At 72.2% G+C, this 25,706-nt stretch carries 25 protein-coding genes and 3 pseudogenes; 16 read left to right on the top strand and 12 right to left on the bottom strand.

The annotated features are described in order from the left end of the window. Positions 1-24: 24 nt before the first annotated feature. A complete protein-coding gene (locus AB0M08_RS19845; protein ID WP_364494975.1) occupies positions 25-534 on the bottom strand; it encodes a flavin reductase family protein in 510 nt (169 codons plus the stop codon). 179 nt (positions 535-713) lie between these two features. Here AB0M08_RS19845 and AB0M08_RS19840 point away from each other — a divergent pair, with 179 nt between their 5' ends. Further along, positions 714-4,223, top strand: coding sequence for a trypsin-like peptidase domain-containing protein (locus AB0M08_RS19840; RefSeq protein ID WP_364494972.1), 3,510 nt, complete (start codon positions 714-716; stop codon positions 4,221-4,223). Here the strand turns inward: AB0M08_RS19840 and AB0M08_RS19835 are convergent. The 3 genes from AB0M08_RS19835 to AB0M08_RS19825 are packed head-to-tail and all read right to left on the bottom strand — an operon-like array spanning position 4,201 to position 5,623. Next, the gene (locus AB0M08_RS19835; RefSeq protein WP_364494969.1) at positions 4,201-4,740 is read right to left on the bottom strand and encodes a hypothetical protein; all 540 of its coding nucleotides are present in this window, start codon (positions 4,738-4,740) and stop codon (positions 4,201-4,203) included. The genes AB0M08_RS19840 and AB0M08_RS19835 overlap by 23 nt on opposite strands. Next, positions 4,733-5,275 carry a hypothetical protein gene (locus AB0M08_RS19830; RefSeq protein ID WP_364494966.1) on the bottom strand — a complete coding sequence of 181 codons (543 nt, stop codon included), beginning with the start codon at positions 5,273-5,275 and terminating at the stop codon, positions 4,733-4,735. The genes AB0M08_RS19835 and AB0M08_RS19830 overlap by 8 nt, the downstream gene beginning before the upstream one ends. 12 nt (positions 5,276-5,287) lie before the next feature. After that, positions 5,288-5,623 carry a hypothetical protein gene (locus AB0M08_RS19825; protein ID WP_364494963.1) on the bottom strand — a complete coding sequence of 112 codons (336 nt, stop codon included), beginning with the start codon at positions 5,621-5,623 and terminating at the stop codon, positions 5,288-5,290. A 150-nt stretch (positions 5,624-5,773) separates the two neighbouring features. On the opposite strand from AB0M08_RS19825, the gene AB0M08_RS19820 reads away from it, so the two are divergent. From AB0M08_RS19820 to AB0M08_RS19795, 6 genes and pseudogenes are all read left to right on the top strand, one after another. Beyond that, a complete protein-coding gene (locus tag AB0M08_RS19820; RefSeq protein WP_364494961.1) occupies positions 5,774-6,829 on the top strand; it encodes an ROK family protein in 1,056 nt (351 codons plus the stop codon). Continuing rightward, a pseudogene (locus tag AB0M08_RS19815) lies at positions 6,756-7,088 on the top strand (ABC transporter permease subunit); the annotation flags it as partial. The gene AB0M08_RS19820 and the pseudogene AB0M08_RS19815, both read left to right, overlap by 74 nt. 88 nt (positions 7,089-7,176) lie before the next feature. Further along, the gene (locus AB0M08_RS19810; RefSeq protein WP_364495191.1) at positions 7,177-7,323 is read left to right on the top strand and encodes a hypothetical protein; all 147 of its coding nucleotides are present in this window, start codon (positions 7,177-7,179) and stop codon (positions 7,321-7,323) included. A gap of 112 nt (positions 7,324-7,435) precedes the next feature. After that, positions 7,436-7,738: pseudogene (locus tag AB0M08_RS19805) on the top strand (LLM class flavin-dependent oxidoreductase); the annotation flags it as partial. 7 nt (positions 7,739-7,745) lie between these two features. After that, a complete protein-coding gene (locus AB0M08_RS19800) occupies positions 7,746-8,192 on the top strand; it encodes a hypothetical protein (RefSeq protein WP_364495176.1) in 447 nt (148 codons plus the stop codon). A 128-nt stretch (positions 8,193-8,320) separates the two neighbouring features. Further along, complete coding sequence (locus tag AB0M08_RS19795; RefSeq protein WP_364494958.1) at positions 8,321-9,199, top strand: hypothetical protein; 879 nt, start codon at positions 8,321-8,323, stop codon at positions 9,197-9,199. Positions 9,200-9,239: 40 nt separating this feature from the next. On the opposite strand, the gene AB0M08_RS19790 is transcribed toward AB0M08_RS19795, so the two are convergent. Beyond that, a complete protein-coding gene (locus tag AB0M08_RS19790) occupies positions 9,240-9,830 on the bottom strand; it encodes a DUF4291 domain-containing protein (protein WP_364494955.1) in 591 nt (196 codons plus the stop codon). A 154-nt stretch (positions 9,831-9,984) separates the two neighbouring features. Between AB0M08_RS19790 and AB0M08_RS19785 the strand changes: the two genes are divergently transcribed. The 4 genes and pseudogenes from AB0M08_RS19785 to AB0M08_RS19770 form a co-directional block, all read left to right on the top strand. Beyond that, positions 9,985-10,458 carry a hypothetical protein gene (locus AB0M08_RS19785; protein WP_364494953.1) on the top strand — a complete coding sequence of 158 codons (474 nt, stop codon included), beginning with the start codon at positions 9,985-9,987 and terminating at the stop codon, positions 10,456-10,458. 19 nt (positions 10,459-10,477) lie between these two features. Further along, the gene (locus tag AB0M08_RS19780; RefSeq protein ID WP_364494950.1) at positions 10,478-11,230 is read left to right on the top strand and encodes a phosphatase PAP2 family protein; all 753 of its coding nucleotides are present in this window, start codon (positions 10,478-10,480) and stop codon (positions 11,228-11,230) included. A 167-nt stretch (positions 11,231-11,397) separates the two neighbouring features. After that, the gene (locus tag AB0M08_RS19775) at positions 11,398-12,381 is read left to right on the top strand and encodes a LacI family DNA-binding transcriptional regulator (protein WP_364494947.1); all 984 of its coding nucleotides are present in this window, start codon (positions 11,398-11,400) and stop codon (positions 12,379-12,381) included. A 72-nt stretch (positions 12,382-12,453) separates the two neighbouring features. Further along, a pseudogene (locus AB0M08_RS19770) lies at positions 12,454-13,230 on the top strand (class I SAM-dependent methyltransferase); the annotation flags it as partial. Between the two features lie 89 nt (positions 13,231-13,319). Here AB0M08_RS19770 and AB0M08_RS19765 read toward each other — a convergent pair. Genes AB0M08_RS19765 through AB0M08_RS19755 form a run of 3 tightly spaced genes read right to left on the bottom strand, consistent with a single transcriptional unit; the run spans position 13,320 to position 16,697 of the window. Continuing rightward, positions 13,320-14,915, bottom strand: a complete 1,596-nt coding sequence (locus AB0M08_RS19765; protein WP_364494944.1) for a phospholipase D-like domain-containing protein — start codon at positions 14,913-14,915, stop codon at positions 13,320-13,322. A 49-nt stretch (positions 14,916-14,964) separates the two neighbouring features. Continuing rightward, on the bottom strand, positions 14,965-16,320 hold the full coding sequence (locus AB0M08_RS19760; protein WP_364495174.1) for a permease prefix domain 1-containing protein: 1,356 nt from the start codon (positions 16,318-16,320) through the stop codon (positions 14,965-14,967). Positions 16,321-16,322: 2 nt separating this feature from the next. Beyond that, positions 16,323-16,697 carry a PadR family transcriptional regulator gene (locus AB0M08_RS19755; RefSeq protein ID WP_364494942.1) on the bottom strand — a complete coding sequence of 125 codons (375 nt, stop codon included), beginning with the start codon at positions 16,695-16,697 and terminating at the stop codon, positions 16,323-16,325. 312 nt (positions 16,698-17,009) lie between these two features. Here AB0M08_RS19755 and AB0M08_RS19750 point away from each other — a divergent pair, with 312 nt between their 5' ends. Both AB0M08_RS19750 and AB0M08_RS19745 read left to right on the top strand, forming a co-directional pair. Beyond that, entirely contained in the window at positions 17,010-17,840 is an 831-nt protein-coding gene (locus AB0M08_RS19750) for an alpha/beta hydrolase (protein ID WP_364494940.1), read from the top strand. Then, entirely contained in the window at positions 17,833-18,423 is a 591-nt protein-coding gene (locus AB0M08_RS19745) for a WHG domain-containing protein (RefSeq protein WP_364494937.1), read from the top strand. The genes AB0M08_RS19750 and AB0M08_RS19745 overlap by 8 nt, the downstream gene beginning before the upstream one ends. On the opposite strand, the gene coaD is transcribed toward AB0M08_RS19745, so the two are convergent. Further along, positions 18,414-18,845, bottom strand: coding sequence for a pantetheine-phosphate adenylyltransferase (coaD, locus tag AB0M08_RS19740; RefSeq protein WP_364494934.1), 432 nt, complete (start codon positions 18,843-18,845; stop codon positions 18,414-18,416). The genes AB0M08_RS19745 and coaD overlap by 10 nt on opposite strands. Before the next feature lie 154 nt (positions 18,846-18,999). Between coaD and AB0M08_RS19735 the strand changes: the two genes are divergently transcribed. Beyond that, positions 19,000-20,046: an FAD-binding oxidoreductase gene (locus tag AB0M08_RS19735; protein ID WP_364494932.1), complete on the top strand. Its 1,047-nt coding sequence runs from the start codon at positions 19,000-19,002 to the stop codon at positions 20,044-20,046. Further along, the gene (locus AB0M08_RS19730) at positions 20,043-20,966 is read left to right on the top strand and encodes a hypothetical protein (protein WP_364494930.1); all 924 of its coding nucleotides are present in this window, start codon (positions 20,043-20,045) and stop codon (positions 20,964-20,966) included. Before AB0M08_RS19735 ends, AB0M08_RS19730 begins: the two co-directional genes overlap by 4 nt. Positions 20,967-21,566: 600 nt before the next feature. On the opposite strand, the gene AB0M08_RS19725 is transcribed toward AB0M08_RS19730, so the two are convergent. The 3 genes from AB0M08_RS19725 to AB0M08_RS19715 all read right to left on the bottom strand — a co-directional run bounded on the left by AB0M08_RS19725 (position 21,567) and on the right by AB0M08_RS19715 (position 24,963). After that, positions 21,567-22,049, bottom strand: coding sequence for a GNAT family N-acetyltransferase (locus AB0M08_RS19725; protein WP_364494927.1), 483 nt, complete (start codon positions 22,047-22,049; stop codon positions 21,567-21,569). 32 nt (positions 22,050-22,081) lie between these two features. Then, on the bottom strand, positions 22,082-23,956 hold the full coding sequence (locus AB0M08_RS19720) for an ABC transporter ATP-binding protein (RefSeq protein WP_364495171.1): 1,875 nt from the start codon (positions 23,954-23,956) through the stop codon (positions 22,082-22,084). 92 nt (positions 23,957-24,048) lie between these two features. Next, a complete protein-coding gene (locus tag AB0M08_RS19715) occupies positions 24,049-24,963 on the bottom strand; it encodes a phosphotransferase (RefSeq protein WP_364494925.1) in 915 nt (304 codons plus the stop codon). 188 nt (positions 24,964-25,151) lie between these two features. Between AB0M08_RS19715 and AB0M08_RS19710 the strand changes: the two genes are divergently transcribed. After that, entirely contained in the window at positions 25,152-25,706 is a 555-nt protein-coding gene (locus AB0M08_RS19710; RefSeq protein WP_364494922.1) for a HutD family protein, read from the top strand.

Below are 25,706 nucleotides of genomic sequence, written 5' to 3'. Positions count from 1 at the left end.
GGGAGCCCGGGCCGGCCACCCCGGTCAGGCGCGCAGGCCGAAGGCGCTGCGGTGGAAGACCAGGGGCAGCGAGTGGTCGGCGTGCTGGACCGCGTGCAGCCGGAGCAGGACGATCGTGTGGTCGCCGGCCTCCACCTCGCGGTAGATGGTGGTGTCGAACTGGGCCAGCCCGTCCGGCAGGGTCACCGCGCCGTCCGCGCTGAGCGCCACCTCGACGTCGCTGAAGCGGGACTCCGGCGGCCCGGCGAGCTGGCGGGCCAGGGTGCCGTGCCCCTCGGCCAGGATGGTGATCCCGAGGTGCGCCGAGCGCCGCAGGTCCGGCCAGGTCCTGGAGGTGGTCGCGATGGAGAACGAGACCAGCGGCGGGTCGAGGCTGACCGAGGTGAACGAGCTGGCCGCGAGACCGACCAGCACGCCGTCGACCTGGGCGGCGACCGCCACCACGCCACTGGGGAAGATGCCGAACGCCTGACGGAGACGTACCGGATCGAGGTCTTGATTGGTCGGGAAGGTCGGCTGGGCCAGATCGGTCATGGCAATTCCTCCAGTGTCAGCGAGGCGGTGACGCCATATCCGGGACGCTAACAAATAGCCTACTGAATTACTAGGGATTGAGGCTCGTCCGGCGCAGGTGGGACGCCCGCCACACCAGGGAATTTCCTCGATACGATGGCCTCGGACCGTCCGCACGGGTTTACGGCACGAGGTGGCTCATGTCCTATCCGGCGACCACCGCCCTCGACCGGGTGAGTCAGGCCACCGTGCACATCACGTCGGGCCGGCACACCGGGACCGGTTTCTTCATCGACCGGAACATCATCCTGACCTGCGCACACGTGGTCGGCGGCGCGAAACGGCGGCGGCGCGACGGCGCGAACCGGCTCGAGGTCGGCATCCGGATCGGCGACCGGGACGTCTCCGGCGTGGTCCTGGACCGCTATCCGACGGACCACGGCGGTGACGCCGCCTACCCCTTCCCCGACCTGGCGTTCATCGGCCTGGACGCCAACGTCGACCATCCGATCGCCGAGACCCGGTCACTGCTGCTCAAGCACAAGCAGAACAGGGACGCCGAGCTCATCGCGTACGGCTTCAACCACAGTGGTCCGGTCGGCAGCGCCGCCGTCGACGTGGTCCGGATGGCGGTCGAGGGGCCGAGCGGGCCGTTCGTCAAGGTGAGCGTCGAGACCGGTGTCGTGCCCGGGATGAGCGGGGCCCCGGTCGTGGACCAGTCCACCGGCCTGGTCTGCGGGATGCTCAAGTACTACGACTTCGAGCAGGAGGCCGCCTGGCTGATCGACGCGCTCGACTTCGGCAAACGACTGGACCACGTCCGCGGCGTCCTCGGCCGGTTCACCCCGCGCAAGCCGATGCTCTACCTTCCGGAGCACGGCAGCCCGCTGCACCGGATGCTGGTCGCGCAGCGCCGGGCCGCCGAGGAGCTGCCGTACCAGGTGGTCGACGGCGAGGTCCCGCTCTCCACCGTCTTCGTCGAGCAGCGCGCCGAGTCGTACCGTACGGAACGCAGCCGGGCCCAGGTCCGGGGCGGCACCACGCCGCTGGAGCCGTCCGCCATCCCGGCCACCGAGATGCTCAACCGGCATCGCAACGCCCTCGTGGTCAGCGGCCCGGGCGGCGGCAAGTCGACCCTGCTCCAGCACCTGGTCGCCGAGTCGGCCGCCTGGTGGTTGCAGCCGGAGCAGCCGGGCGAGGGCGAGGAGCCGCCGATCGGGCCGGTGGTGGCGCTCCGCTGCGCGGCGACCCGCCTGCTCACCGGCGCCGGCTGGTTCGACGCGGTGGCCCAGGCGGTCACCGCGGACCTGCACGGCTTCCTGGCCTCGTCGGTCACCGCGGCGCTGTTCGAGAAGCCACCCGCGCCCGGTGTCGACTGGCTGATCCTGATCGACGGTCTGGACGAGGTCTTCGACCCGCGCAAGCGGGCCCGGCTGATCCGGATCCTCGCCGAGCACATCGCCACCTACGGCGGGCAGGCCCGGTTCGTGGTCTCCAGCCGGGTCCTGAGCGCGGCCGAGTTCGGCGACCTGCGGTCCCTGGCCCACGGCGTGGACCAGGCACACCGGCTCGGTGAGTACAACCTGCGGCCGTTCGACCGCCCGGCCGTGGAGACGTTCGCGCACCGCTGGTACCAGCTCCGCGACCCGGCCGTCGCCGAGCAGCGCCGGGACAGCTTCCTGCGGCAGGTCGACGCGCACCGGATGATGCCCGTCGTCCGGATCCCGCTGCTCTGCACGATCGCGGCCGACGTGCATCAGCACTACCCCGACGACGAGCTGCCCAAGGGGCGCACCGGTCTCTACCGGCGCTTCGTCGACACCCTCCTCAAGGGGCGGCAGACCTTTCCGGACGTACGCACCAAGGTGCGCCAGCAGCTGCACGACCTCGGCGCCGAGGCGGAGGCGTTCGGCGAGACCCTGTTCTCGCTCCGGCGGCAGTGCGTCACCCACCTGGCCGTCGAGCGGCTCCAGCACGACCGGCACCCCAGCATCCCGGCGGTCCGGTCGTGGCTCGCCGCCCGGGGCGTACCGGTCCCCGAGGACGTCACCGACCAGCACCTCACCGACGCGATCCTCAGCACCGGGCTGATCGTGCACCGCGGCGACGGGCTGGAGTTCACCCACCAGAGCATCGCCGAGTACCTCTTCGGCCTCGAACAGGCGCGGGACCTCGACGGGGAGTGGTGGCTCGGCCAGGTCAGGGCGCACGGCGCGTCGAGCACCGCCCTCTTCGCGCTCGGCGCCTACACCGACGCCGGGCACGACCCGGTACCGATGGTCCGGGCGCTCGCCGAGCCGGGACGGAACCGCCAGTACCCCCAGCTCGCGGAGCTCGCCGCGGTCCTCGCCGACGGCTCCGCGGAGGAACCGGGCGGCCGGGTGCTGGCCGATCTCACCATGGAGGCGGTCGAACTGGCCGCGGCGGCCCCGCCCCGCACGCTGCGCGCGGTCGGCCAGGCGGCCCGGGCGGTGCTGCACCGGTCCCCGGACACCACCCGGCTCGTCGAGCTGATCGAGAACCCGGCGACCCCGGAGGCCAAGCGCATCGAGGTCGCCACGGTGCTGCTCGCCGACGGGGACACGGAGGCGCGCGGGCACGGGCGGCGGGTGCTGTCCCGGCTCGCGTACGGCGGGCGGCGCTCCGCGGAGGACCGGCTGCGGGCGTTGCGCGCGCTGGCCGAGGCCGGTGACGACCGCGAACGCCGCAGCGCTCTGCAGCACATCGCCGCCATCGCGCGCAGCGGCCCGGCGGCGCACGTCCGGGTCGCCACCATGGCCACCCAGGTCTACCTGGACGAGCCCGCCGACGCGCTGACGGCGATGGCCGGCCGGCTGGTCGACCCGCGTCTGGCGGGCAGCCGGCTCCTCTCGATGACCAGCGAGGTCGACGCCCTCAGGGACCTGACCGACGAGTGGCTGAACACCACGGCGACGCAGCCGGACGCCGAACCCGTGCGCAGCCGGCGGCCGGCGATCGCCCGGGTCTGGTCGGCGCCGAGGGAGGCCCTCACCCGGAGCGAGCGGCGCGAGAAGTCCGAGGCGATGCTCGCCCTGGCCGGCGCCGCGACCCGGCTGACCGGCCGGGTCCGGCCCGACCGGATCGAGGCGGCGGTCTCCGCCCTCATGCACGACCGGTCGATCAGCTGGGACGTACGCCAGTTCGCGGCCCGCTCCCTGGAGGGGGCCGGGCTGAGTCACGCCGGATCCGATCAGTTGCTGGACGACGCCGAGCGGCCCGCGACCCAGCGCCTGATGGCGTGGTACGTGAAACGGCGGGTGCACGACCCGGCGGGAGCGGACGGTCTGCTGCGGTCCCTGGTGCACGATCGCCGGATCGCCCCGGAGGCCCGGTCCTGCGCCCTGGGCGTGCTGGCCACCCGGGGCGCCGCGGGCCACGCGTTCCTGGTCTCCGTCGCGCGGGACCCGGCGGTCGAGCCACGGTTCCGGGTCGAGGCGGCGGTGGCCCTGGGCGGGCAGCGCGATCAGCGCGGGCCGGCACGGGCGATCCTCCGGGAACTCGCCCGGGATCCCGGGGTCGGCGGTGGTGCCCGGCTGGCGGCCGGGGTGGGCCGGGCCGGTCTGTTCCTGGCGCCGGTCACCCGGCATCTCACCGACGGGACGCGGCTGACCGAGAGCATCGAACGGTACGTCCGTGAGCCCCTGGAGGACCTGTGGGGCAGGATCGTCAGGAGGAACGACCGAGAATGAGATCGGTTCCGGACTCCCAGAGGTCGGCGCGGATCACGGTGACGGCGCTCAGCGGGCGGGTGCACCACAGCGACGCGGGATCCTGATCGCAGGCGACCTCGTGTCCCGCCCAGGCGATCCCGGCGAACAGCGCCCAGATCACCAGCCGAGGGGTGCGCCGCAGCGCGGTGGGCCCGCCGACGCGCCGGCGGACCGCCCGCCTCGTCGCGCTCCCCGCGGCCGCGGACGTGTCGCCCACCCAGAAGAGCAGCCCGGGTGGCCGTACGCGCACCGGCCGGAACGGCAGCGCCACCACCGCCGCGGCGAGGATCAGCGACCCGCACACGGCAAGCACCAGTCCACCGGCGATCGGGGTGAGGACCCGGCCGATCAGCCACGGCGCGAACCGGCGCACGGCCCACCGGAGCGTGTAGTAGAGGACCACCAGCACCGTCGCGAACCAGGCGTAGCGGCGCCAGTCGTCGGCGGTACGGCTCGACCACCACGCGACGATCCAGGCCGCCGCGTCGTCAGGCATCGTCGCCCACCATCGCCGGAGCGTCCTCGCCGAGGGAGACGACCGCCGCCCGGATCATGAAGATCTCCAGCCCGTCGCCGCGGACACCCTCCGGCAGCACACCCGGCGTCAGCGCCACGTTGAGCTCCGCCACGTCCGACCAGGAGAGCCCCGCGACCGCGGCGTCGAGGGCGGCGCCCAGATGGTGCGGGATCACGGCCATCACGTCGACCAGGTGCGACGCGACCACGAGCCGCGGATCGACGACCTGCCAGTGGAACGTGACGACCAGGCTGGCGGTGACCGCGCCGGACACGCTGGTCACGTCGTGCGACACCTGCCCGTCGTGGGGCGACACGTCCACGACGTACAACCGGCTCGGCCGGATCAGCCACAGCTCGCCGAGCGTGAAGCCACCCGCCGGCTGGAAGAGCCGGTCCCCCCGGGTCAGGTAGACGTGCACCGCCCCCGGTACGCGCAGCGGCCGGTGCCCGGGGAAGCGCGGCAGCTCCTCGATGTACAGGACCGGATTGTTCTCGTCGCCCGGAAGCAGCACCGACGCCTCCGCTCAGAACCGGCCCGCCAGATAGTCGATGACGGACCGCCCGCCCCGGGCCACGTCGCGACCGGTCCGGCCACCGGACGGCGGCGTGGCACCGTCCACCGCCGCGGCGAAGAGCAGCGGGAACGCGGCACCCATCACCGCCACCTGCAGGGCCGACTGCTCCCCGTCCCATCCGAAGAGGACCGCGCCACCGCCGAGCACCACCTGGAAGAGCGACGCGACCAGCTCCCAGCCCCGCGGCGGTTTGCCCTTGCGGATCGCCGGGAGCGCCCGGATCACCTCCGCCAGGAACGCTCCGGCGATGCCGGCCAGCAGCGTGGGGACAAATCCCTGGATCATCCGGCCTCCCGCCCGCACACGTCCGGTGGCAGCAGCATACGACCTGAGTGGACCGGAGCGAGCCGATCGACGCCCCTCGGTTCGCTGCCGACCGTGAAACGTCCGGCAACCGGGCGCCGAAAGGCGACGAAACCCGGTTAGCCTCGACAAATGATCCCCCGGCCGGTTCGTCGACGGCGCATCGATCTGCCCGTACCGGATCCGCGGCGGGGGCCGGAGTCCGCCGCGGTCGTGCTGCGGGCGCTGCTCCACCACGGGCCGATCGCGCGCAGTTCGATCGCCCGGGTGACCCGCCTGTCCGCGGCGACGGTGACCGGCGGCATCGCCGCGATCCGGCGGGAGCATCAGGGGACCCGGCGGATCGTCGGGCTGGGCCTGGCGACCGGCGGTTGGGTGGACACCGCGGACGGCACCGTCGTCGAGCACCCCTTCCTGGGCTGGCGGGACGTGCCGATGGGCGCCCTGCTCGCCGCGGCCACCGGGCTGCCGGTCTGGGCGGACACCAACTCTCAGGCGCTGCTCCGCGCCGAGCAGCTCTTCGGGGAGGCCGCCGCGCAGGCCCGGGAGAGCGCGGTGCACCTGTTCGCGGGCAACGTGGTCGACGTCGCGTTCGCCACCGGCGGCGTGGTCCACGAGGGGCCGCGCTCGGCGGAGCTCTCCGCGGCCGGAGTGACCGTCGCGTGGGCCAACATCAGCGGCGGGCCGCAGAGCATCCAGGCGTTCCGGGCCGACAAGCTGGACTGCAGCGCGGTCGCCGACATCCCGTCACTCTTCGCGGCCTGGACCGGAACCGCCACGAAGATCGTCTTCCAGTCGGTCACCATCGACCCGCTGGAGAACCCGGTCTACCGGCTCGGCGTCGCGCCCGGCGTCACCGTGAACTCGCTCGCCGACCTACGCGGCAAGAAGATCGCCTACAGCGCGGGCCAGGCACAGGGCGCGCTGGTGCTCCGGGTGCTGCAGAAGGCCGGGCTGACCCGCAAGGACGTCCAGCTCGTCGAGCTGACCAGCACCGGGGACTCGTACGTGACCTCGCTGGGCACCAGGGCCGTCGACGTGGCGCCGCTGGGTCAGCAAGCAGTGGACCGACCACGATCTGCTCGGCAACATCCTCTCGTCGCTGCGGCGGGCCGTGCTCGGCCTGGGGTTCGGCGTACTCGCGGGGGTGCTCCTGGCCGTGGTCTCGGGTCTGTCCCGGGCCGGTGAGTCGATCTTCGACGGACCGATCCAGATCAAACGCTCGATCCCCACGCTCGCACTGATCCCGCTCTTCATCGCGTGGTTCGGGATCGGCGAGGAGATGAAGATCGTAACCATCGCGCTGATCAGCCTGGCGCCGATCTACGTGCACACGCACAACGGGCTGCGCAGCATCGACGGGAAGTACGCCGAACTCGCCGAGACGATCGCCATCGGGCGCGGCGAGTTCGTCCGGCACGTGGTGCTGCCCGGCGCACAGCCCGGCTTCCTGCCCGGCATGCGGTTCGCGGTCACCTCGTCGCTGCTCGGACTGGTCGTGGTCGAGCAGCGACGAGGTCAGCGGCATCGGCCACATGATCACCCTCGCCGAGCAGTACGGCCAGACCGACGTGATCGTCGTCGGCCTGGTCATCTACGGCGTCTTCGGCTACCTGGCCGACACCGCGGTACGCCTGATCGGACGGAGGGTGCTGTCGTGGCGACGGACGCTCAAGGACTGACCACCGGCACCGGCACCGAAACCGGGCCCGGGCCCGCGGTCCGGGTACGCAACCTGCACCGCGCCTTCAGCGGCAAGGGCGGCGTCCTCAACGGCCTGGACCTGGCCGCGCCGGCTGGAACATCGTCACCACCGCCGGCGACGACGCGGCCCGCAACTTCGGACTTCAGGACCAGCCGCTTCACCGTACGCGCTACCAGCGCGCCGACGAGTTCCTGCAGGTCGCCACGAAGCTCTGGGACAGCTGGACCGACGACGCGATCATCGCCGACAAGGCGGCCGGAATCCACGCACGCAAGGACCGGGTGCGCCCGATCGACCACCGGGGCGAGTTCTTCCGCGTCGACGGCCCGCTCAACCTGCCCCGCTCCCCGCAGGCGTACGGCCTCCGCCCTCCGCACCACCGCCGACACTGATCACGCTCTGGCTGACCGGTGGTGGTTCTTCGAAGTCGCAGCCCTCGCCGCCCGTGGGTACGCAAATCCCGGCGCCAGGCATCAGGCGACACCGCCCTCCCATGTCCGCACGCCCAGCCTTCGGACGACATCGGCAGGGCTATCCGGCGAGGCCCCAACGATCACGCCGTCACCCGCTCCCCGGACGGAAAGGCCCGCGAGGGTACGGCCGACGTTTCCGGGAACTGCCAAAGTCGCCTTCATCAGGAAGCTCGCAAATGATTGGGAGGAGTTGGCCGACCTGCTGGACATCCCACCACACACCAAGGCTCAGTTCCGTGCCGAAGTCCCGGCCCGCGCTCTCTGGGAATGGCTGGAGGTCCGCGACCGGCTGCCCGAGCTACCCGCAGCCCTGGACCGCATCGATCGGAAGGACCTCGCCGAGGTCCTTCGCAACTCCATCTCCTGCGAATGACGTCGCACAGGACCGATGACGGTTGTTCGCACTACCGAATTCTGGTGAATATCGACTGAATAGCACACGAATAGACGGTGGACACTGGTTGTTACGCTGCCTCCGCCCAACCTGAGAAAGAGGCAGAATTGACGAAGATATCGAGTGCCGCCGCCGTGCTCGCACTCTCGGCGGGAATCGCCATCACCTGGACGGCGCCCGCCTACGCCGCCACCGACCGGAGCGGTGCGGAGGTGTTGAACATCCCGAACAGCAGCACCTGCCGGGCCGGGCGGACGGTCCTGGAGGGCATGGTGACCGGCGCGGGCGGCACGCTGTACATCATCTTCTCCAGGGGGAGCAACGGCGAGCCGGTCCTCTCCCGGTGGGCCCGCAGCGGCAGCACCTGGACCTGCACCGGGGCGCCGACCTCGATGCCGGAGCTCGGCCACGGCAACGACCTCGCCTACAACGCGGACTACCGGGGCGGCGGGCCGGCCCTGATCGCCGCGCAGGGCAGCCAGTCCGCCTTTCCGAGCGATGAGGTGACGATCGTCCACCTCAACTCCGACGGCACCTTCGGCGACACCGAGGAGGTCACCCTGCCGACCGGCAACATCAGCGGCTTCTGCTACAGCGCGACGGCCGCCGACGGTGCCGGGAAGTACGCCGCCCGACGGCTGAACAAGCTGTGGACGCACGCCGGTTCCGGCGCGCTGACCAGCGGCTGGACGCTGGTCAGCAGCGACCTGACGATTCACGACAGCCGTTCCGACCAGGGTATCGACTGCTCGGCGAACTACATCTGGAACACCAAGTCCATCATCATGGACACCAATCCGGAGACCGCGTGGAACTGGGTCTACCAGTACAACTGGTCCGGCACCGACGTGGAGAGCGACATCGGTATTCCGGGAAACGGGCTGGCCGACGAGATCGAGGACATCACGCACATCGGCAGTGATTTCTTCGTGGGCATCAACCGCAACGGCGGCGTCGCCGATTCGGTGAAGGCCTTCACCGAATAGCGGCACCGGAAAACCGTGCCGGTGACGGTGTTCCCCGCCGTCACCGGCCGGCTCCGATCCGCCGGGCGACCTCCTGGCTCACCGGATAGGGACGCTCCGGCGGCAACAGCTTCCGGCCCCGGTCACCCTGACCGCTCCGGATCAACTTCGCGACTTTCTGTACGGTCGTCGTGAGATCGGTCAGCCCGACCACCCACTCGTCGGCGTACTCCCGGATCAGCTCGCGGCCCACCCCGACCTGAATGCTGTAGTGGTTGAGCGCCGCACCCCGCAGCGACCGCTCCGGATCCCACTGGACGTGCACCGCGGCCCCGGCGAACGCGGCACTCCAGGCCGCGGCACTGCCGTGCACGGCCGGTTCGGGCGCGGTGAGCACGGCCCGGGACAGCGCCTTCTCCCAGCCCACCCGGGTGATCCGCACGGCCAGGATGCGCTCCTGCCCGGCCTTCGCACCCCAGTTGCTGCGGTGCATCAGCCAGGGCAGCGACGGCTTGATCCAGGTCATCCGCCGCAGCGAGAACGGCTCCACGAACCGCCCGGCGGCCAGCGCCGCATCCGCGATCACCGGCGAATACGCCTGATACATCACGATCGTCTCCGCGTCGAAGTCCGCCCGGATCTCCCGGTGCACGACACCCCTCCCCCACACTCCGGCCGCGCCACCGTGCCACACCCACCCGACCCGAACCAGCCGTTTTCCGTACGCGTGGAAGGGCTTGACCCTCGACCTGGTCGAGCACCCATGCTCGTGCTCCGACCGCTGGGAACACTTCGGAGGAGGAGCAGTGACCGACACCGTGATGGACGAGGTACGCGGGGCACAGGAGACGGCCGTCGCCGGCGACCGGGCCGGCGCACGCGTGATCCTGGAGCGCCTCTGGGCGAGCACCGGGGACGCACTGCACCGGTGCACGATCGCCCACTACCTGGCCGACCTGCAGGACTCGGTCGAGGACGAGTTGCACTGGGACACGCTGGCCCTGTCCGCGTTCCCCGGCCTGACCGACGAACGCGCCCGCTCCTACGACGCCTCATGGCAGGCCCGCGCCTTCCTCCCGTCCCTGCACCTGAACCTGGCCGACGTCCACCGCCGGGCCGGCCACCCGGACGAGGCCCGGCAGCACCTGGCCGCGGCGGAGGCGGCCGTCGACGTCCTCCCCACCGATGACTACGGCACGATGATCCGCGCCGCGCTGACCAGCGTCCGCGAGGCCCTCGCCACCGGCTCCACCGCGCCGCTGACCCCACCGTCGGGCTGAGATCTGCTACAAGGAGCGGGTGAACTCCAGATGCCGGGCAGTATCCGATCACGACGGTGAGGCGCGGGCGGGGAGAGCGGGCCGGGTCGGCGTACTCAAGGAACTGGTCTTTCTGCTTCTCTGGTTTCTGGTCTTCATCAAGCTCGATGGGCTCGTCGGCACGGACGCGGTCGCGGCGCACACCGATGCGCTACGGCTTCAGGAGCTGGAACAGGTGCTGCACGTCGACGTCGAGCGGAGTGCGAACGCCTGGCTGGTCGGCCGTCCCGCCCTCGGGCGGGCGGGCGTCTACCTGTATCGGCTCTACTACGTCGTGGTTCTCGGTGTGCTGCTGTGGGTGTTCGTCCGGCGTGCCGAGGTGTACCGGCGGGTGCGGCGGACCATGGTGGCGATGATGGCCCTCGTGCTGCTTGTCTACTGGGCCGTGCCGATGTCGCCGCCCCGGTTCGCGCTGGTGGGGGTCGTCGACGTGGTCGCCCGGTACGATATCGCCGGGCAGGCTGCCCGGGAGAGCTGGACGAGCCCGCACCACTTCACGGCGATGCCGAGTATGCACGTGGGGTGGGCGCTCTGGTGCGCGTACGCGATCGCGGTCGCCCATCCGCGCCTGGCACCGGTCGCCTGGCTGTTCCCGCTGGTCATGGCGGCGGACGTGCTCGCCACCGGAAACCACTACGTCCTCGACATCGTCGGCAGCGTCCTCCTGCTGGCCGCCGCCGCCCTCGCCGAACGGGGTTCCCGGCTGGTGCTGAGGGGTGATCCTGCCGGCTGATTCGGTACCCGCATGCCGGCAGTCGGTACCCGCATGCCGGCAGTCCGTCCCGCGTGAGGGGCGCCCGGCCCCCGTCCTTCACTGACGCGCGCAAGCAAGCCGCCACGGGATCTGGACCTCGTTTCGTAACAGCTGTGTAACGAGGGTGCCCACTACCATCGGAGTCCATGACCCGCCCCGCCAAACGCACCACCAGTGCGGACGTCGCCCGGGAGGCCGGTGTCTCGCGCGCCACCGTCAGCTACGTGCTCAACAACCGGCCGGGCCAGTCGATCCCCGAGGCCACCCGGCGCCGGATCCTCGAGGTCGCCGAACGCCTGGAGTACCGTCCCCACGGCACGGCCCGCTCGCTCGCCGCCGGGCGCAGCGACATCGTGCTGCTCTCCGTCCCCGACCTGCCGATCGGCGCGAGCATCAGCCGGTTCACCGAGGAACTCGCCGCCGCCCTCGCCGAGAACGGCCTCGCCCTGGTCACCCACCTCGCCTCGGCGCGCGGGCGCCCGCTGCCGGACGTCTGCGCCACGGTCGGCGCGACGGCGGTGACCGGCTTCACCCCGTTCCCGGCGGAGACGGTGCGCGCCCTCCAGCGCGCCGGCGCCGAGGTGATCCTGCCGCTCACCGCTCCCGACGAGACCGAACCCATGCTCCCGGTCGGCCGCCTGCAGGCCGACCACCTGATCAGTCGCGGACACCGCCGCCTCGGGTACGCGCTACCCGCCCACCCGCGCTTCACCGCGATGACCGGCGAGCGGCTGCACGGCGTCGAACGGTCCTGCGCCACCGCCGGTCTGCCCGCCCCGGTGACCGCGACCGTCGGCCTCGACCCGGAGAGCGCCGCCTCCGCCGTGGACCTCTGGACCGCCGCGCAGGTCACCGGCGTCTGCGCCTTCAACGACGAGACCGCCGTCGCCGTCCTCGCCGGTGCCCGTGCCCGGGGCCTGACCGTCCCCACCGACCTGGCGGTCATCGGCGTCGACGACATCCCGGTCGCCCCGGTCGTCACCCCGCCGCTCACCACCGTCCGCTTCGACCTGCACGCGGTGGCCCGCCGCCGCGCCGAGCTGATCGTCGCCGGCCTCACCGGCAGCCCGGCTCCCCCGGCACCCACCGCCGCGGCCGGCACCGAACTGGTCACCCGCTCGTCCACCTGACCCCGCACGCGCCGCCCTGCCCGTACCCGTCACCCGGCCCGCGCCCGCCGCCCGGCCGCGGCCCTCACCCACCTGGAGGCACGGTCGATGACGATCCGGCCCACACCCGCGACGCAGCTGTACGACACCATCGGCTCCGCCTATCCCGCCACCCGCCGGACCGAGCCGCGCATCGCCGCCCAGATCTGGGACGCGCTGGGCGACGCCCGCACGGTGCTCAACGTCGGCGCGGGCACCGGTTCCTACGAGCCACCGGACCGGGAGGTCACCGCGGTGGAGCCGTCCGGGGTGATGCGCGCCCGCCGTCCCGCCGGCACCGCCCGGTGCGTGGCCGCCGCCGCGCAGCACCTGCCCTTCCCGGACGGTTCCTTCGACGCCGCGATGGCGATCAGCACCCTGCACCACTGGCCGGACCCGGTCGCCGGCCTCCGCGAGCTGCGCCGGGTGGCCCGCCGGGTGGTGGTCCTCACCTTCGACGCGGAGACGCCCGGCTGGCTCGACCGTTTCTGGCTGACCCGCGACTACCTGCCGGAGTTCACCGGCCTCTTCACCGGCCTGCCCACCTTCTCGGCCCTGGTCGACGCGATCGGCGCCCGCACCGAGCCGGTCCTCATCCCGTGGGACTGCGCCGACGGCCTCCTCGAGGCGTACTGGCGCCGTCCCGGGTCCTACCTGGACGAGCGGGTCCGCCGCGCGGTCTCGGTCTGGACCCGCCTGGGCCCGGCCGTCGAGCACCGCGTGGTGACCACCCTCCGCGACGACCTGGCCTCGGGCCGCTGGTCCGAGCGCAACCGCGACCTGACCACTCTCGACGCCGCCGACCTCGGCCTCCGCCTCCTGATCGCCTGACCCGCACCGCGCACGGTCCCGGCTGGCGACCAGGGGTGCCTGATCATGCCCGAGGCACCCCTGAGGCCCAGCCGACCGGCCGGCGTCCGTCAGGTGAGCTGGTCGAAACGGCGGGAGTATCGGGCTCGGATCAGGACCTGCTCGGACGGGACGAATCCGGCCGGGGAACCGGCGCTGCGCCAGATGCCCGGGGCGCCGTCGGTGGATGACCAGCCGTCGTGCCAGATGCCGAGGGCGGTGTCCAGGTCGGTCAGGTGCGGGCGCAGCTCGTCGGTGACCGGGGTGCGCAGGTGTTCGGCCCAGAGGGTGACCCGCAGGTTCGTCACCGCGTCGCCGGCCGTGACGATGGCGCAGGTCAGCTCGCTGTCGGTGCCGACCATCGAGCGGCTGAAGAAGTTGGCCGAGCCGATGCTGGCGAAGACGTCGTCGATCAGCATCAGCTTGCTGTGCACCGTCATGTCGCGGATCCGGTACATCACCACGTTGAGCCGGTCCCGGGCGGGGAGCGGGTCGATCACGTGGCGGCGCAGGTCGCCGGTGAGGACCGGGGCGACCGTGCTGTCGCCGCCGTCGGCGGGGTCGCGGCGCCCTGATCCGACCAGGATCACCTTCACCCCGCGGGCGGCCGCGGCCCGGAGATCGCCGTACAGCTCGTAGTGCCGGTCGCCGCCGAGCGACTCGTAGAAGTACTGGTCCTCGACGTAGATGTAGCGCCGGGCGGCCCGGATACCGGCGGTGAGCGTGTTGTAGACCTCGTGCGCGGCGGGCCGCCGGAGCCGGGCCGACCGGTCCCACCACCAGCCTTTCCGGCGTACGCTCCACGGCCGGTACGACCGCAGCACCCGCACCGCGACACCGGTGCCCGGTCGCGCCGCCTGCGAGGGGATCGGCGGCACCTCGACCGGTGTGTCCGGCGGGTTGACCGTGGTGAGGCCCTCCCGCAGCAGGGTGACCGGGTTACGCGGCAGGTGCCGGGCGATCCGGCGCGGCGGCAGCTGGGCGGCGTTCTCCCAGCGCATCCGGAAGGTCTGCCAGACGCGCCCGGCGGCCGGGCCGTGCAGCCGCGCGGCGGCGTCGTGCCAGCCCCACCGGTGCGGGCCGAGCCGGAGCCGGTTGTGCGGCGCGGTGTCCCAGCGGTTGGGCGACAGGTCGATGCCACCGGCGAACGCGGTCACCGTGCCGTCGATGGTGAAGATGACCATCTTCTGGTGGTTGGAGCCGATCGCCGGGCCGGACCAGTCCAGCAGGATCCGGTCCCGCAGCGGCGCCTGGCCGGCGTCCCGGGTGGTGGGCAGCCAGGCCCGCATCACGCGCGCGGCCGCCACATTGGCCCGGAACGGCCCGAAGGGCAGCCACGGTACGCCGCCGGAGAACTCGGCCGCGCTGAGCACCACCCGCACGTCGGCCCCGTCGACGGCCTTCTCGGCCAGGATGTCGGTGAACGGCCGGTGCTCCGGGTCGCCCGGTTCCCGCCCGGTCAGGTCCATCCGCGGGTCGGCCTGGAATCCGGCGATGTAGACCGCGTCGCCCCGCCCGACCCGGTCGAGCAGCCCGGCCAGCTCCCGGAAGTAGGCGACCCCGTCGACGATCGGCTCCCAGTGGGAGTCCTCGAGATAGGTCGGGCAGGTGTCGTCCGGCGCCGGGAAGAATCGGGCGGCCAGATCCGCCACCGTTCGTACGCCCATCGACTCCCGCCTCGTTCGACCGAGGCGGGAGTCTACCTCCGTGAGGTGATCAGGCGAAGTTGAAGATCGGCGGGAAGGCCAGCACCACCACCCAGGACCAGGCGAAGTACACCGCCAGGTAGCCGGTCTGCCAGTTCTCCAGTTTGGCGAAGGGCATCCGGTCCCGCAGGAAGCCGACGAAGAGCCAGGCCGACCACGCCAGGTTGGTGAGCAGGATCAGGTTCTCGCCGAGGGCCGCGGTCTTGTTCGGGGTGAAGCCGAACCCGGTGATCCGCCCGGTGATCGCGATCAGCACCAGGACGTCGATCAGCAGGGCACAGACCACCAGCCCGAGCTGCAGCCGGTCGAAGACACCCGGCTTCGCCGTGAGGTCGCGCGACGAGATCGCGTACAGGAGAAGGCCGAGGACGACCACCAGGAGCAGGTCGAAGAGGATCAGCGCGTCGCGGTCGACGTCCACGCCGTGGTTGGTCCAGATCGCGGCGATCAGGAAGGCCAGCAGGGTGACGGCGAAGAGCGGGGTGAAGACCCGGGTCAGCACCGGCGCCATGTTCTCGATGACGCTCTGCTTCGCCTCGACCAGCCAGGCCGCCACGATCACCGCGGCCATCCCGCCGCACGGGATCATGTAGGTGGAGATGAAGTCCTCGGCGTCGAGGCCGATCGCGCTGAACGTGCCGGCGGTGAACGCGGTCAGCACGCCGCCGCCGAGGCAGATCAGCACGACGTAGATGAACCACTCGCCGGTGAACCGGATGAAGTCCATCCGCCGCCTGCTCGACCGCCAGTCTCCCCCGGTGTACGCGAGGCCGACGACCAGCCACGACGCGATCGGCAGGTGGATGCCGGTGAGCACGATCGAGAACGAGTCGTCGGCGAGCCGGTACACGTTCGCGGCGACCGCGGCGAGGGCGAACAGCGCGGCGAGCACCCCGGCGACGCGCATGCTCGCCTGCCGCCGCCAGACGAAGTAGCCGGCCAGCGGGATCAGCGCGAAGAGGCCGACGTTGGTCTCGTAGAACGTGTGCTCCGCCTGGAACAGGTTCGGGATCTTGATGGCGATCGCCGAGAGCACCGCGAAGAGGATCATGACCGGCAGTTCGCGGCGGGACTTCGCGGTCGCCGGCGCGCCCTGGTCGCCGGGGAGCACCAGCTGCTTCCAGAGGCGTTCGGAGTGCTCCCGGGCGAACTCCCGGGAGAGTTCGTCGAGGCTGCCCATCCGCTTGACCGCGATCAGGAACGCCTCGTCGGTGTGCAGGCCCGCGTCGGTCAGGTCGCCGATCCGCTCGCGGAGGTGGTCCTCCAGCTCGGCCGCGTCGTTGTCGTGCAGCTCGGGGCGGCGCTGCATGTACGCCCGCCACTCGGCGATCTGGCGTTCCAGATCACTGTCGTGGTCACTCTCCACGGTCAAAGCCCTGCCTCCCATACCGGTGCCGCGATCGGCCTGATCTGCTGTGCCGTGCTCCAGACACCGCGCAGGGTGTCGACCACCGTGGCCCACTGCCGCCGCTGCTCGGCGAGCTCGGCGCGGCCCGGGTCGGTGATCCGGTAGTACTTGCGCTTACGGCCCTCCGGCGGGTTCTCCCAGTACGCCTCCACGTAGCCGAGTCGTTCCAGCCGGTGCAGCAGCGGATAGAGCAGCCCCTCGGTCCACTCCAGCTCGCCACCGGAGAGCTCGTTGATCTGCTTGAGGATCGCGTACCCGTAGCTCTCCCCCTCGGCGAGAATCCCCAGCACAAGGGGCGTCGCCGAGGCCGCGACAAGGTCTTTGGTGATCCGCACAAGCCCTCCTCACCGAGAACTGCAATACCTAGGACTGTGAGGCATAGTAGTTCTAGGTATCAAGCGCGCGCAATCAGCACTCCGCCCAGGAAGGCGCCGAGCTCGTCGACGGCGTCGACCCAACGCCGGCGCCCGTGCTGCCGGGAGCGCAACGCGGTCCGGGACGGCGACTTCGGTCTGCACGATCGGTGAGAGCCCGCTGCCGGCGCACTGGAACGTCGCTTGACGGGGCTGAACGTCGCTTGACGGGGCTGGCTAATGCCATTAGCTTCTTAGCTAACGAGGTTAGCCGGAGCGCCTGGAGGGAACGAGATGACCGAGCAGCTGAGTGTCGACGGTGGGACGATCGCGTACGACGTGGCCGGGGAAGGGCCGCTGGTGGTGCTCGCGCCCGGGATGGGGAACGGGCGGGACGCGTACCGGTTCGTGGCGCCGGCGCTGGTCGCGGCCGGGTACCGGGTGGCCACGACCGACCTGCGCGGCGCCGGTGAGTCGAGCGCGGGGTGGGCGTCCTACAGCCGGACCGACATCGCCGGGGACCTCGTCGCGCTGATCCGGCACCTCGGCGGGCCGGCGGTTCTCGTCGGGCACTCGATCTCCGGCGGCGCGGCCACCATCGCGGCGGCCACCGCGCCCGGCCTGATCACCGGAGTCGTCGAGCTGGCGCCGTTCACCCGGGCACAGGGGGTCACACTCGGCGATCTGCGGCACCGTGCGTACCGGAAAGGCTTCATGCGCATTGCCGGCACGATGCTGGGCAGCCTGAACTCGTGGAAGAGCTACCTCGACCTGGCCTATCCCGGCCGCAAGCCCGCCGACTGGGACGCGCAGATCGCCGGGACCGCGGCCATGCTGAGCGAGCCCGGGCGGATGAAGGCGCTGCAGAAGATGATGCAGGCCTCCCCCGCCGACGCCGGCGCCCAGCTCGGCAACGTCCAGTGCCCGGTCCTGATCATCGAGGGCACGCTGGACCCGGACTGGGCCGACCCGCGCGCCGAGGGCACCGCGATCGTGGCCGAACTGCCGGACGGCCGGGGCAGTCTCGCGATGGTCGAGGGCGCCGGGCACTACCCGCACGCGCAGTACCCGGAGGAGACCACCGCGCTGATCCTGACCTTCCTCCGGGCGTACGCCGATGCCTAGGGCCGGCCTCGACCCCGCTGCCGTCATCGCCGCCGGGGCCGCACTCGCCGACGAGATCGGCTTCGCCAACCTGAGCATGGGCCTGCTCGCCGAACGCCTCGGCGTGCGCACGCCGTCGCTCTACAAGCACGTCGCCTCCCTCGAAGCACTCCGCCGCGGCATCGCCGTCCAGGCCAAACGGGAGCTGGGCGCCACGCTGTCCCGGGCCGCCGTCGGGCTCTCCGGCCCGGCCGCGGTCCGCGCCTTCGCCGACGCGTACCGGCGCTGGGCGCTCGACCACCCGGGCCGCTACGCCGCCTCGATCCGGGCACCCGAACCCGGCGACGAGGAGGACCTCCGGGTGAGCACCGACGCCCTGCAGATCCTGTACGACGTGCTGGCCGGTTTCGGTCACTCCCGCAGCGTCGACGCCGCCCGGGTGGTGCGCTCGGCACTGCACGGCTTCGCCGCGCTGGAGTCCGCCGGCGGATTCGGTCTCCCCGACGACCTCGATGACAGCTTCACCCTGCTGGTGGACACCCTGGTCACCGGCCTGTCGGCGGACGAGCGCGGTGTCACCGGGAACCGGGCCGGTCAGGCGTGACGAGCGCGCACCGCCGTGGAGGAGACCACCGCCAGCCCGGGGCGCGCCGGGATCAGCAACGTCGCGATCCCCAGGCCCTCGTTCATCGCCGCGAGCCGGCTCTCCTGCTGCAGATCGGTGGTGTTCCGGACGCCGCGGACGATCACGCCCGCCCGGTACCGACGACAGAACTCGGCCGTCAGCCCCGACCACGCCACCACCGTCACATCGTCCCAGTCCGCCGGGAGCGAGCGGCGCAGGTCCGCCGAACGCTGCTCGATCGTGACGGCCGGTTGCTTCTCCCCGTTCACGGCCACGAGCACGGTGACGCGGTCGAAGAGGCACCGGACCCGCGCCACGACGTCCGCATGCCCCTCGGTGAAAGGGTCGAAGCTCCCCGGATAGACCGCATGCGCACCGCGGTTCCACGGCGGATCGGACACCGACTCAGATTAGTCGACTCAGCCCTGCCGCGGCCTCAGCCCGGCGGAGGCGGAGGCGGAGGCGGAGGCGCTGTGCCGGACAGCACCCTGCGCCTCTGCGGTATGACGCCCGACGCATAGAAGGCGGCGATGAGCGCTGATAGCGTCGGCGGGCATGAAGATCGCGGTGATCGGTGGTGGGGTCGTCGGGCTGTCGACGGCTGTCGCGTTGCTCCGGCAGGGTATCGACGTCCAGTGTTACGAGGCCGGCGAGCCGATGGGCGAACGCTCCGCCGGGGACACGCGGATCTTCCGGCTGGCGCACGCGTTCCCCGACATGGTCGAGCTGGCCGCCCGGTCCCGGACGCTGTTCGCCGAGTGGAGCGAGCTGGCCGGTACCCCGCTCGTCGAGGACGTCGGCACCGTGGTCAGTGGCGCGCACGCCGCCGAGTGGGCGACCGCGATGGCCACGGCCGGTGCCGCGCACGAGGTGGTCGAGGCGGGCTCCCCGCTGCTGCGGCTCCCGGCCCGCGACTTCAGCGGTCCGGCGCTGATCGATCCGGCCGGTGGCGTGATCCGTGTCGACCGGATCCGCACGTTCCTGGTCGGCGCGATCGGCACCCGCCTGCGCCCGGCTCACGTGGATGCCGTTGAGGAAACCCCTTCCGGGGTACGCGTCACCGCGGGCCCCGACGCGTCCACCTTCGACGCCGCGGTGATCTGCGCGGGCGAGGGCACGTCCGCCCTGATCGACATCCCGTCCGCGCTGGAGCACCACCTGCGGGTCAGCTACCCGATCCGCCCGGGCGCTCCGGAGCCGTTCCAGTGCTGGATCACCAAGCCGGCGGACGGCGAGCTCGGCACCTACCAGCACCTGGCCGCCCCCGGCACCTGGGCGGTCGGCGGCGACGTCGACTCGTCGCTGGTCAGCTGGGCGGGTGGCCGCGAGGCGGCGGAGCAGGCATCGCTGGAGCTACTGACCGCCTACGTCAGCGAGCACCTGCCGTTCGTCGAGCCGCGCCCGATCGCCCGGGTGCACTGCACCCACAACCCGGACCTCGAGGACGGGCTGCATTTCGTACGCCGAGGCCGCGTCCTCGCCACGTACGGTGAGAATCTGATGAAGTTCGCTCCTCTCCTCGGCGCGACGCTGGCTCAGGCCGCCGCCGACGGTTCCACTCCGGCGAACGCGGGCCCGCCCCGGCACGAGGCCACCGCGTGAGTGCACCGTTCCGGTGGGACCTGGTCACACCGGATCAACTGGGCTCGCTGCTCGACGGCGCCGCGCCGCCGGACCTGTGGTTCCTCGACGACCTGGTCGCGTGCACCGGGAAGGTACTGGCCCGCAGCGGACACGGCGACCTGTACTTCGTCGGCCGTTCGCTGGACTCGATGTTCGACCTGCTCGGCGGCGCGCTCGCGGCCCGCCCCGAGACACGCGCCGCCGCCCGCCCCGAGGCCCGCGCCGCCCGCGCCGAGGCGCCCCGGCTCTACCGGCTGCCGCTGTCGTTCGCGCGGTTCGCGGTCCGGAGCGGCAGCTGGCGGCGATCGCGGTGGCGGCGGCCGCCGCTGACCCCGGCGGAGGTGGAGCAGGGCCGCGGGTTCCTCACCGAGGCCGGGCTGACGCCGCGGGCGCTGGCCCGGCGGGAACGACCGGCGGTGATGGTCGACGTGGTGCACGCCGGGGACACCTTCACCGACCTGTTCACCCTGCTGCGGGACTGGGTCGACGAGGAGCGCGAGCCGTGGCCGGTGATCCGGCGCAAGCTCCGCTTCATCGGCGTCACCAGCAGGAGTAAAACCAGCCCGAACGCGTACCGCTGGCAGCAGCACGCCGCCTGGACCCGGGAGCTGCCCGCGACCGCCGTGGTCAACGTCTCGCTGACGCCGTGGGTCTGGACGTACCTCGGAGAGCAGCAGGCGAAGCTGACCCGCTCCTTCCGCCCGCCCCTGTGGGCCGCCGAGGCCGACGGCCCCGGCCGCGACGAGCAGACCCGGAACGCCCTGGCCGAGGCCGCCGCGCTGGTCGCCTACGGCCGCAGCGGCACCGGACGCCGGGCGATCGCCCGCGCCGCCGGCCGCGACCCGGCGATCCGCCGGCCCTGGCTACGCACGCTGCTCACCGACCTCACGACGGGTTAGCCCCGGGCCTTTCTGGCTGGTCGTCAGGGATGTCTCAGGCCCTGCGAGACACCCCAGCCCCTGCTGGTCAAATCTGTTCGTTCGTGGACCGGCCGGGCGGTACACCACGGGCGGTGAGCCGGCGGCCCAGGGGTGTCTCGGCCGATCGGCTGGCGATCCGGGGTGCCTCGGGCCCGTCGGCTGGCGATCCGGGGTGTCTCAGGCGCTCCGAGAGACCCGTGAACGCCAGCCACGCCCGAAGAGCTGGCACCCAGAGGTCCCTCAAGCCCGCCGACACACCCCTCAACGCCAGCCACGATGATCACCCCCGCGGGTGATCATGAAATGTCGATCAAACTCGGCCAGCAGGGCCCAGCCCGGACCATGACCGAGAACGCCTACCACCGAATCCCGCCGGAATTGACCAGCAGGGACACCCGTGAACGCCAGCCACGAACCCCGCCGGTGACGATCCCGCTGGAATCGGCCAGCGGGGTCAGGCCTGAGCGCCAGCCGGACGAGAGGGACCGGCTGCGCGGGCGGTGAGAGATGCGCGGGCGGTGAGAGTGCGCGGCCGGTGAGAGTGCGCGGGCGGTGAGAGTGCGCGGGCGGTGAGAGGTGTCAGGGGGTGGCGTCGAGGCGCAGGATCGTCTCCTCGGTGTCGGTGCCGCGGCCGTTGGCGAAGCCCGTGTCGGTGCCGGTGATCACGAAGCCGGCCCGTTCCAGTACCCGCAGCGAGGCCGCGTTGTCGCTCGCCGCACGGGCGTACAGCGGCCGGACCCGGACGATCTCCAGCAGCGCGGCCAGGGCCCGGGACGCGATTCCCCGGCCCCAGAACTCCCGGCCGATCCAGTATGTGACCTCGGTGTCGCCCTCGATCACGAAGCTGGCGATGGTGCCGGCGAAACGGCCGTCGACGGTGATCGCCCGGTGGGTGACGTCCGGCGCCGACCTGATCGTGGCGAGGTGCGCGTCGAAGGCCGTACGGTCGCTGGGGTCCTTGGCGGTGAAAGCGGCCATCCGGACCGACTCCGGGTCCCGCATCTGCTCGAAGAGCGCGTCCAGATCGGCGTCCTCGATCGGTCGTAGCACCACGTCGGTCACGGAAACTCCCCCATGTCATGTGCGGTCGGGCGTCAGGCCGCGTAGCCGGACGCCTGCAGGGTGAACAACTGCTGGTAGAGGCCGCCCGCCGCGATCAGCTCACGGTGGGTGCCGGCCTCGACCACGGCACCGCGGTCCAGCACCACGATCTGGTCGGCGTGGGTGATGTTGGCGAGGCGGTGGGTGATCAGGATGGTGGTGGTGACGCCCTGGCGGGCCCGCAACGCCTGGAACAGCGCGTCCTCGGCCCGCGGATCGAGCGCCGAGGAGGGCTCGTCCATGATCAGCAGTGGCACGTCGCGGTAGAACGCGCGCGCCGCGGTGATCCGCTGCCACTGGCCGCCGGACAGGTCCTGGCCCTCCTTGAACGTGCGGTCGAGCAGGGTGTCGTAGCCGTACGGGAGCTCACCGATCATCTCGTGCGCGGCGGCGAGGCGCGCCGCGGCCTCGATCCGCGCGGCGTCCGCGTCCGGGGCGCTGCCCGGGCCGATGCCGCCCATCGCGATGTTGGTGCCCGCGCTGAACGGCCACCGGTAGTGGTCCTGCCGGGCGACCGCGATCCGCTCGCGCAGCTCGTCACGGTTCCATTCAGCGTACGGGTGTCCGTTCCAGATCAGAGTCCCGCCGGTCGGTTCGCGGAGTCCGGCGATCATCGCGGCGAGCGTGGACTTACCCGAGCCGTTCTCCCCGACCAGCGCGATCGTCTGTCCGGCCCGGATGGTCATGGTGACCGCGTCGACGGCGGGCCGGTCGCGGTCCGGATAGCGGAGGCTGACCTCGCGCAGGGCCAGCTCGGTGAACCCGTCCGGGCCGGAGCGCGCGGCGCCGCCGGTCACGGGGAGATAGCCGTTCGCGGTGTCCAGGAAGCGGACGTACTCGTTGAAGAACTGCCCGGAGGCGTAGACCCGGTCGACCTGGAACGTGACCAGCGCGAGCGCCCGCTGCGCCGCCTGCACGGCGATCACGCAGGTCGCCGCCGCCGCGAGCGGGATCCGGCCGTCGAGCAGCAGCAGTCCGAGCAGCACATAGACGCCGGCCAGCGCGCATCCACCGATCGCCGCGCCGACGCTGGTGGTCCTGGTCACCCGGATGGCCACGGCGAGCTCCTCGCGGATCTGCGCCCCCATCACCTGGTCGTAAAGACGAAGAAGAAAGTTCCGCAATCCGTACGATCGGAGCTCCGCCGCGGAGTCGCGCTCGGCCATCAGACGCTGCAGCACCCACTGCCGGCGCCGCCGTGTCGAGCTGGCCAGATAGCTCTGGAACCGGACGTGCCCGGCGCGCAGCGCGGCGAACCCGGTCGGCACGGTCGCCACCACCAGCGCCGCGAGCAGCAGCGGGTGGATCGTCACCACCGCGACGGTGACCGCGAGCAGGCTGACCACCCCGGCGAACAGGTTCATCGTGTTCTGCACCAGCTCGATCGTGGCCTCGGTGCCCCGGGTCGCCCGCTCCATCCCCTCGGAGAACCCGTCGTCGTCGAAGGCCCGCAGCTCGACGGCGGTGGTGTGCTCGAACAGTTCCCGCTCCACGGCCAGGTGCACGCGGGGTGTCAGCCCGTTGAGGCCGTACCCGACGACCATCCCCAGTCCACCGCGGATCGCCGTCGCGGCGGCCAGCCAGGCGAGCGCGGGCAGCGCGGCGCGCACCCGGTCCGGGGTCGGCCCGCCGGCGAAGAGCTCGATCAGCACCCGCTGGGTGGCGAGCAGCCCGAACGCGGCCATCACCCCGGCGACCACCGTCGCGCCGGTCACCAGCCCTGTCCGAAGCCGATCAGCCCGCCAGGCGACCCGCACGGCCTTGCGGACCAGACCGGGCAGCTCCCGGAAGACACCGAGCACGCCCGCGTCGGCCCGCGCCCGCAGACCCGTCTCCCACCAGCTCGGCCGGAACTCCGGTAACACCATCGGCGGGGGGACCGTCGCACCGTCACGGACGTCGTCGGTGGTCGCACTCACCTGGGGATCCCTCTCCGCCGGTCCGGGCTCACCTCCTACGACTACCGAACGTCGCCGGGCCGGTGCTGTCGTCTGGCCGACAGCCGGTGCTGGCCGGTGAGCCCGGCATGCGCGTCCGCGAGGCCACGCTCGTTCTCCGCGGGCCCGTCGATGCCGGTCAGGTCGTGGTTCGCGATGCGGCGCGCGAAGTAGTCGGCCTGCACGGCCCAGCGGAACCGCAGCATCACCCCGAGCGCCCGCCCGGCCTCGGCGCGCGGCACCGGGCCCCGGGCCAGGTAGGCCTCGATCAGCGGGCCGGACCGGTCCAGGCCGCCCGCGTACATGACGGCCGACGCCAGGTCGTAGAGGAGCGGGCCGACCATGGCCGTGCTCCAGTCGATCACCCCGCAGACGTTGCGCCGCCGGTCCACCCGGAACGCCTCCGGCGCGGGGTCGGTGTGCAGCAGGCCGCGGGAGAGCGTCCCCGGGCCGAGCCGCTCGTAGTCCGCCACGGCCGCGGCGACGGCTGCTCGGAGCCACGGGCGTACCCGAAGGTGCCGGGCGTGGGGGTGGAGCCAGTGAAACTGATCCGCATCGGACATCGACACGTCCTGAAGGGCCCGGTGCACCCGGGCGAGCGTGGACCCGATCAGGCGCTGGTCCGCGGTCTCCTCGCCGGGCACCCAGGTCAGCAGGGCCAGCGGGACACCCTCGACGTCGACGGCCAGCCCGCCGTCCCGGGTCGGGCGGGGTGCCCCGGCCGGGATACCCGACCGCTCGACCGCGGTCGCCACCGCGAGGCCGCCGGTGAAAGCCCGCCACGCCGCCGGGACGACCGCCTTGGCCACCCACCGCTCGCCCCGGGCCGTGACGAACCAGGTCGCGGAGTTCATCCCGCCGTTGTGCACCTCGATCGCCGGCCCGCGCAGCCCCCATCGGTCCGCCAGGACTTCCCGCAGCCGCCCCTCACCGATCACGCCGAGCAGTCAACCAGCCACCGCCCCACCGGGCCAATGACTTCCCGCCGCACTCCCCGCCGCACTCCCCGCCGTCGCCTCCCGCGGTGCTCGCATCCTCGCCGCCAGGCGCTGCCCGGCCCGCGCCGCGTCCATACGGCCCGGCCCGCATCGCTCGGGCCCGGCCCGCATCGGCGATGATGGCCCGGATGACGACGATCATGCGTTTCGCGGGGCTGGATCCGTCGCCGTGGGCCAACGGGGCGGGCGTCACCTACGAGATCGCGCGCTATCCCGGGGACGGCGGGGAGTTCGGGTGGCGGCTCAGCGTCGCCGCGATCGACCGGGCCGGGCCGTTCAGCCCGCTTCCGGGGATCGACCGTACGCTCGTCGCGCTCGGCCCGCACGACCTCCACCTGGCCATCCCGGCGGCCACCCATCACCTCACACCGCTCGCCACCCTGGCCTTCCCCGGCGAGCAGCCGGTCGCCACGGTCGAACCGGTGCGGCCCGTCCGCGCCCTGAACGTGATGACCCGCCGCGGCCGCGTCCAGCACACGGTGACGGTGCGCCACGGCAGCGGACCCGTCGAGATCACCGGCCGGAGCGGCGCCGTCATCGTGCTCACCGGCACGGCCACCGTCGACGGCACGGTCCTCGCGCCGCTCGACACCCTGCTGTCACCGACCGATTCCGTCCAGATCGAGGCGACGGGGGCGTTCGCCGTCGTCGATTTCCACCCGATGGACCGGGGCCGCGCCTGA

The organism is Actinoplanes sp. NPDC051851, from assembly GCF_040681165.1.
Classification (GTDB): Bacteria; Actinomycetota; Actinomycetes; order Mycobacteriales; family Micromonosporaceae; genus Actinoplanes.
This window is presented reverse-complemented; position numbering and strand designations above follow the sequence as displayed.

What these genes read in the sequence shown, in the direction of transcription:
- AB0M08_RS19845 (WP_364494975.1), bottom strand. Translation starts at nt 534, where the DNA reads ATGACCGATCTGGCCCAGCCGACCTTCCCGACCAATCAAGACCTCGAT.
- AB0M08_RS19840 (WP_364494972.1), top strand. Translation starts at nt 714, where the DNA reads ATGTCCTATCCGGCGACCACCGCCCTCGACCGGGTGAGTCAGGCCACC.
- AB0M08_RS19835 (WP_364494969.1), bottom strand. Translation starts at nt 4,740, where the DNA reads ATGCCTGACGACGCGGCGGCCTGGATCGTCGCGTGGTGGTCGAGCCGT.
- AB0M08_RS19825 (WP_364494963.1), bottom strand. Translation starts at nt 5,623, where the DNA reads ATGATCCAGGGATTTGTCCCCACGCTGCTGGCCGGCATCGCCGGAGCG.
- AB0M08_RS19820 (WP_364494961.1), top strand. Translation starts at nt 5,774, where the DNA reads ATGATCCCCCGGCCGGTTCGTCGACGGCGCATCGATCTGCCCGTACCG.
- AB0M08_RS19810 (WP_364495191.1), top strand. Translation starts at nt 7,177, where the DNA reads ATGATCACCCTCGCCGAGCAGTACGGCCAGACCGACGTGATCGTCGTC.
- AB0M08_RS19775 (WP_364494947.1), top strand. Translation starts at nt 11,398, where the DNA reads ATGACCCGCCCCGCCAAACGCACCACCAGTGCGGACGTCGCCCGGGAG.
- AB0M08_RS19765 (WP_364494944.1), bottom strand. Translation starts at nt 14,915, where the DNA reads ATGGGCGTACGAACGGTGGCGGATCTGGCCGCCCGATTCTTCCCGGCG.
- AB0M08_RS19750 (WP_364494940.1), top strand. Translation starts at nt 17,010, where the DNA reads ATGACCGAGCAGCTGAGTGTCGACGGTGGGACGATCGCGTACGACGTG.
- AB0M08_RS19745 (WP_364494937.1), top strand. Translation starts at nt 17,833, where the DNA reads ATGCCTAGGGCCGGCCTCGACCCCGCTGCCGTCATCGCCGCCGGGGCC.
- AB0M08_RS19735 (WP_364494932.1), top strand. Translation starts at nt 19,000, where the DNA reads ATGAAGATCGCGGTGATCGGTGGTGGGGTCGTCGGGCTGTCGACGGCT.
- AB0M08_RS19720 (WP_364495171.1), bottom strand. Translation starts at nt 23,956, where the DNA reads ATGGTGTTACCGGAGTTCCGGCCGAGCTGGTGGGAGACGGGTCTGCGG.
- AB0M08_RS19710 (WP_364494922.1), top strand. Translation starts at nt 25,152, where the DNA reads ATGACGACGATCATGCGTTTCGCGGGGCTGGATCCGTCGCCGTGGGCC.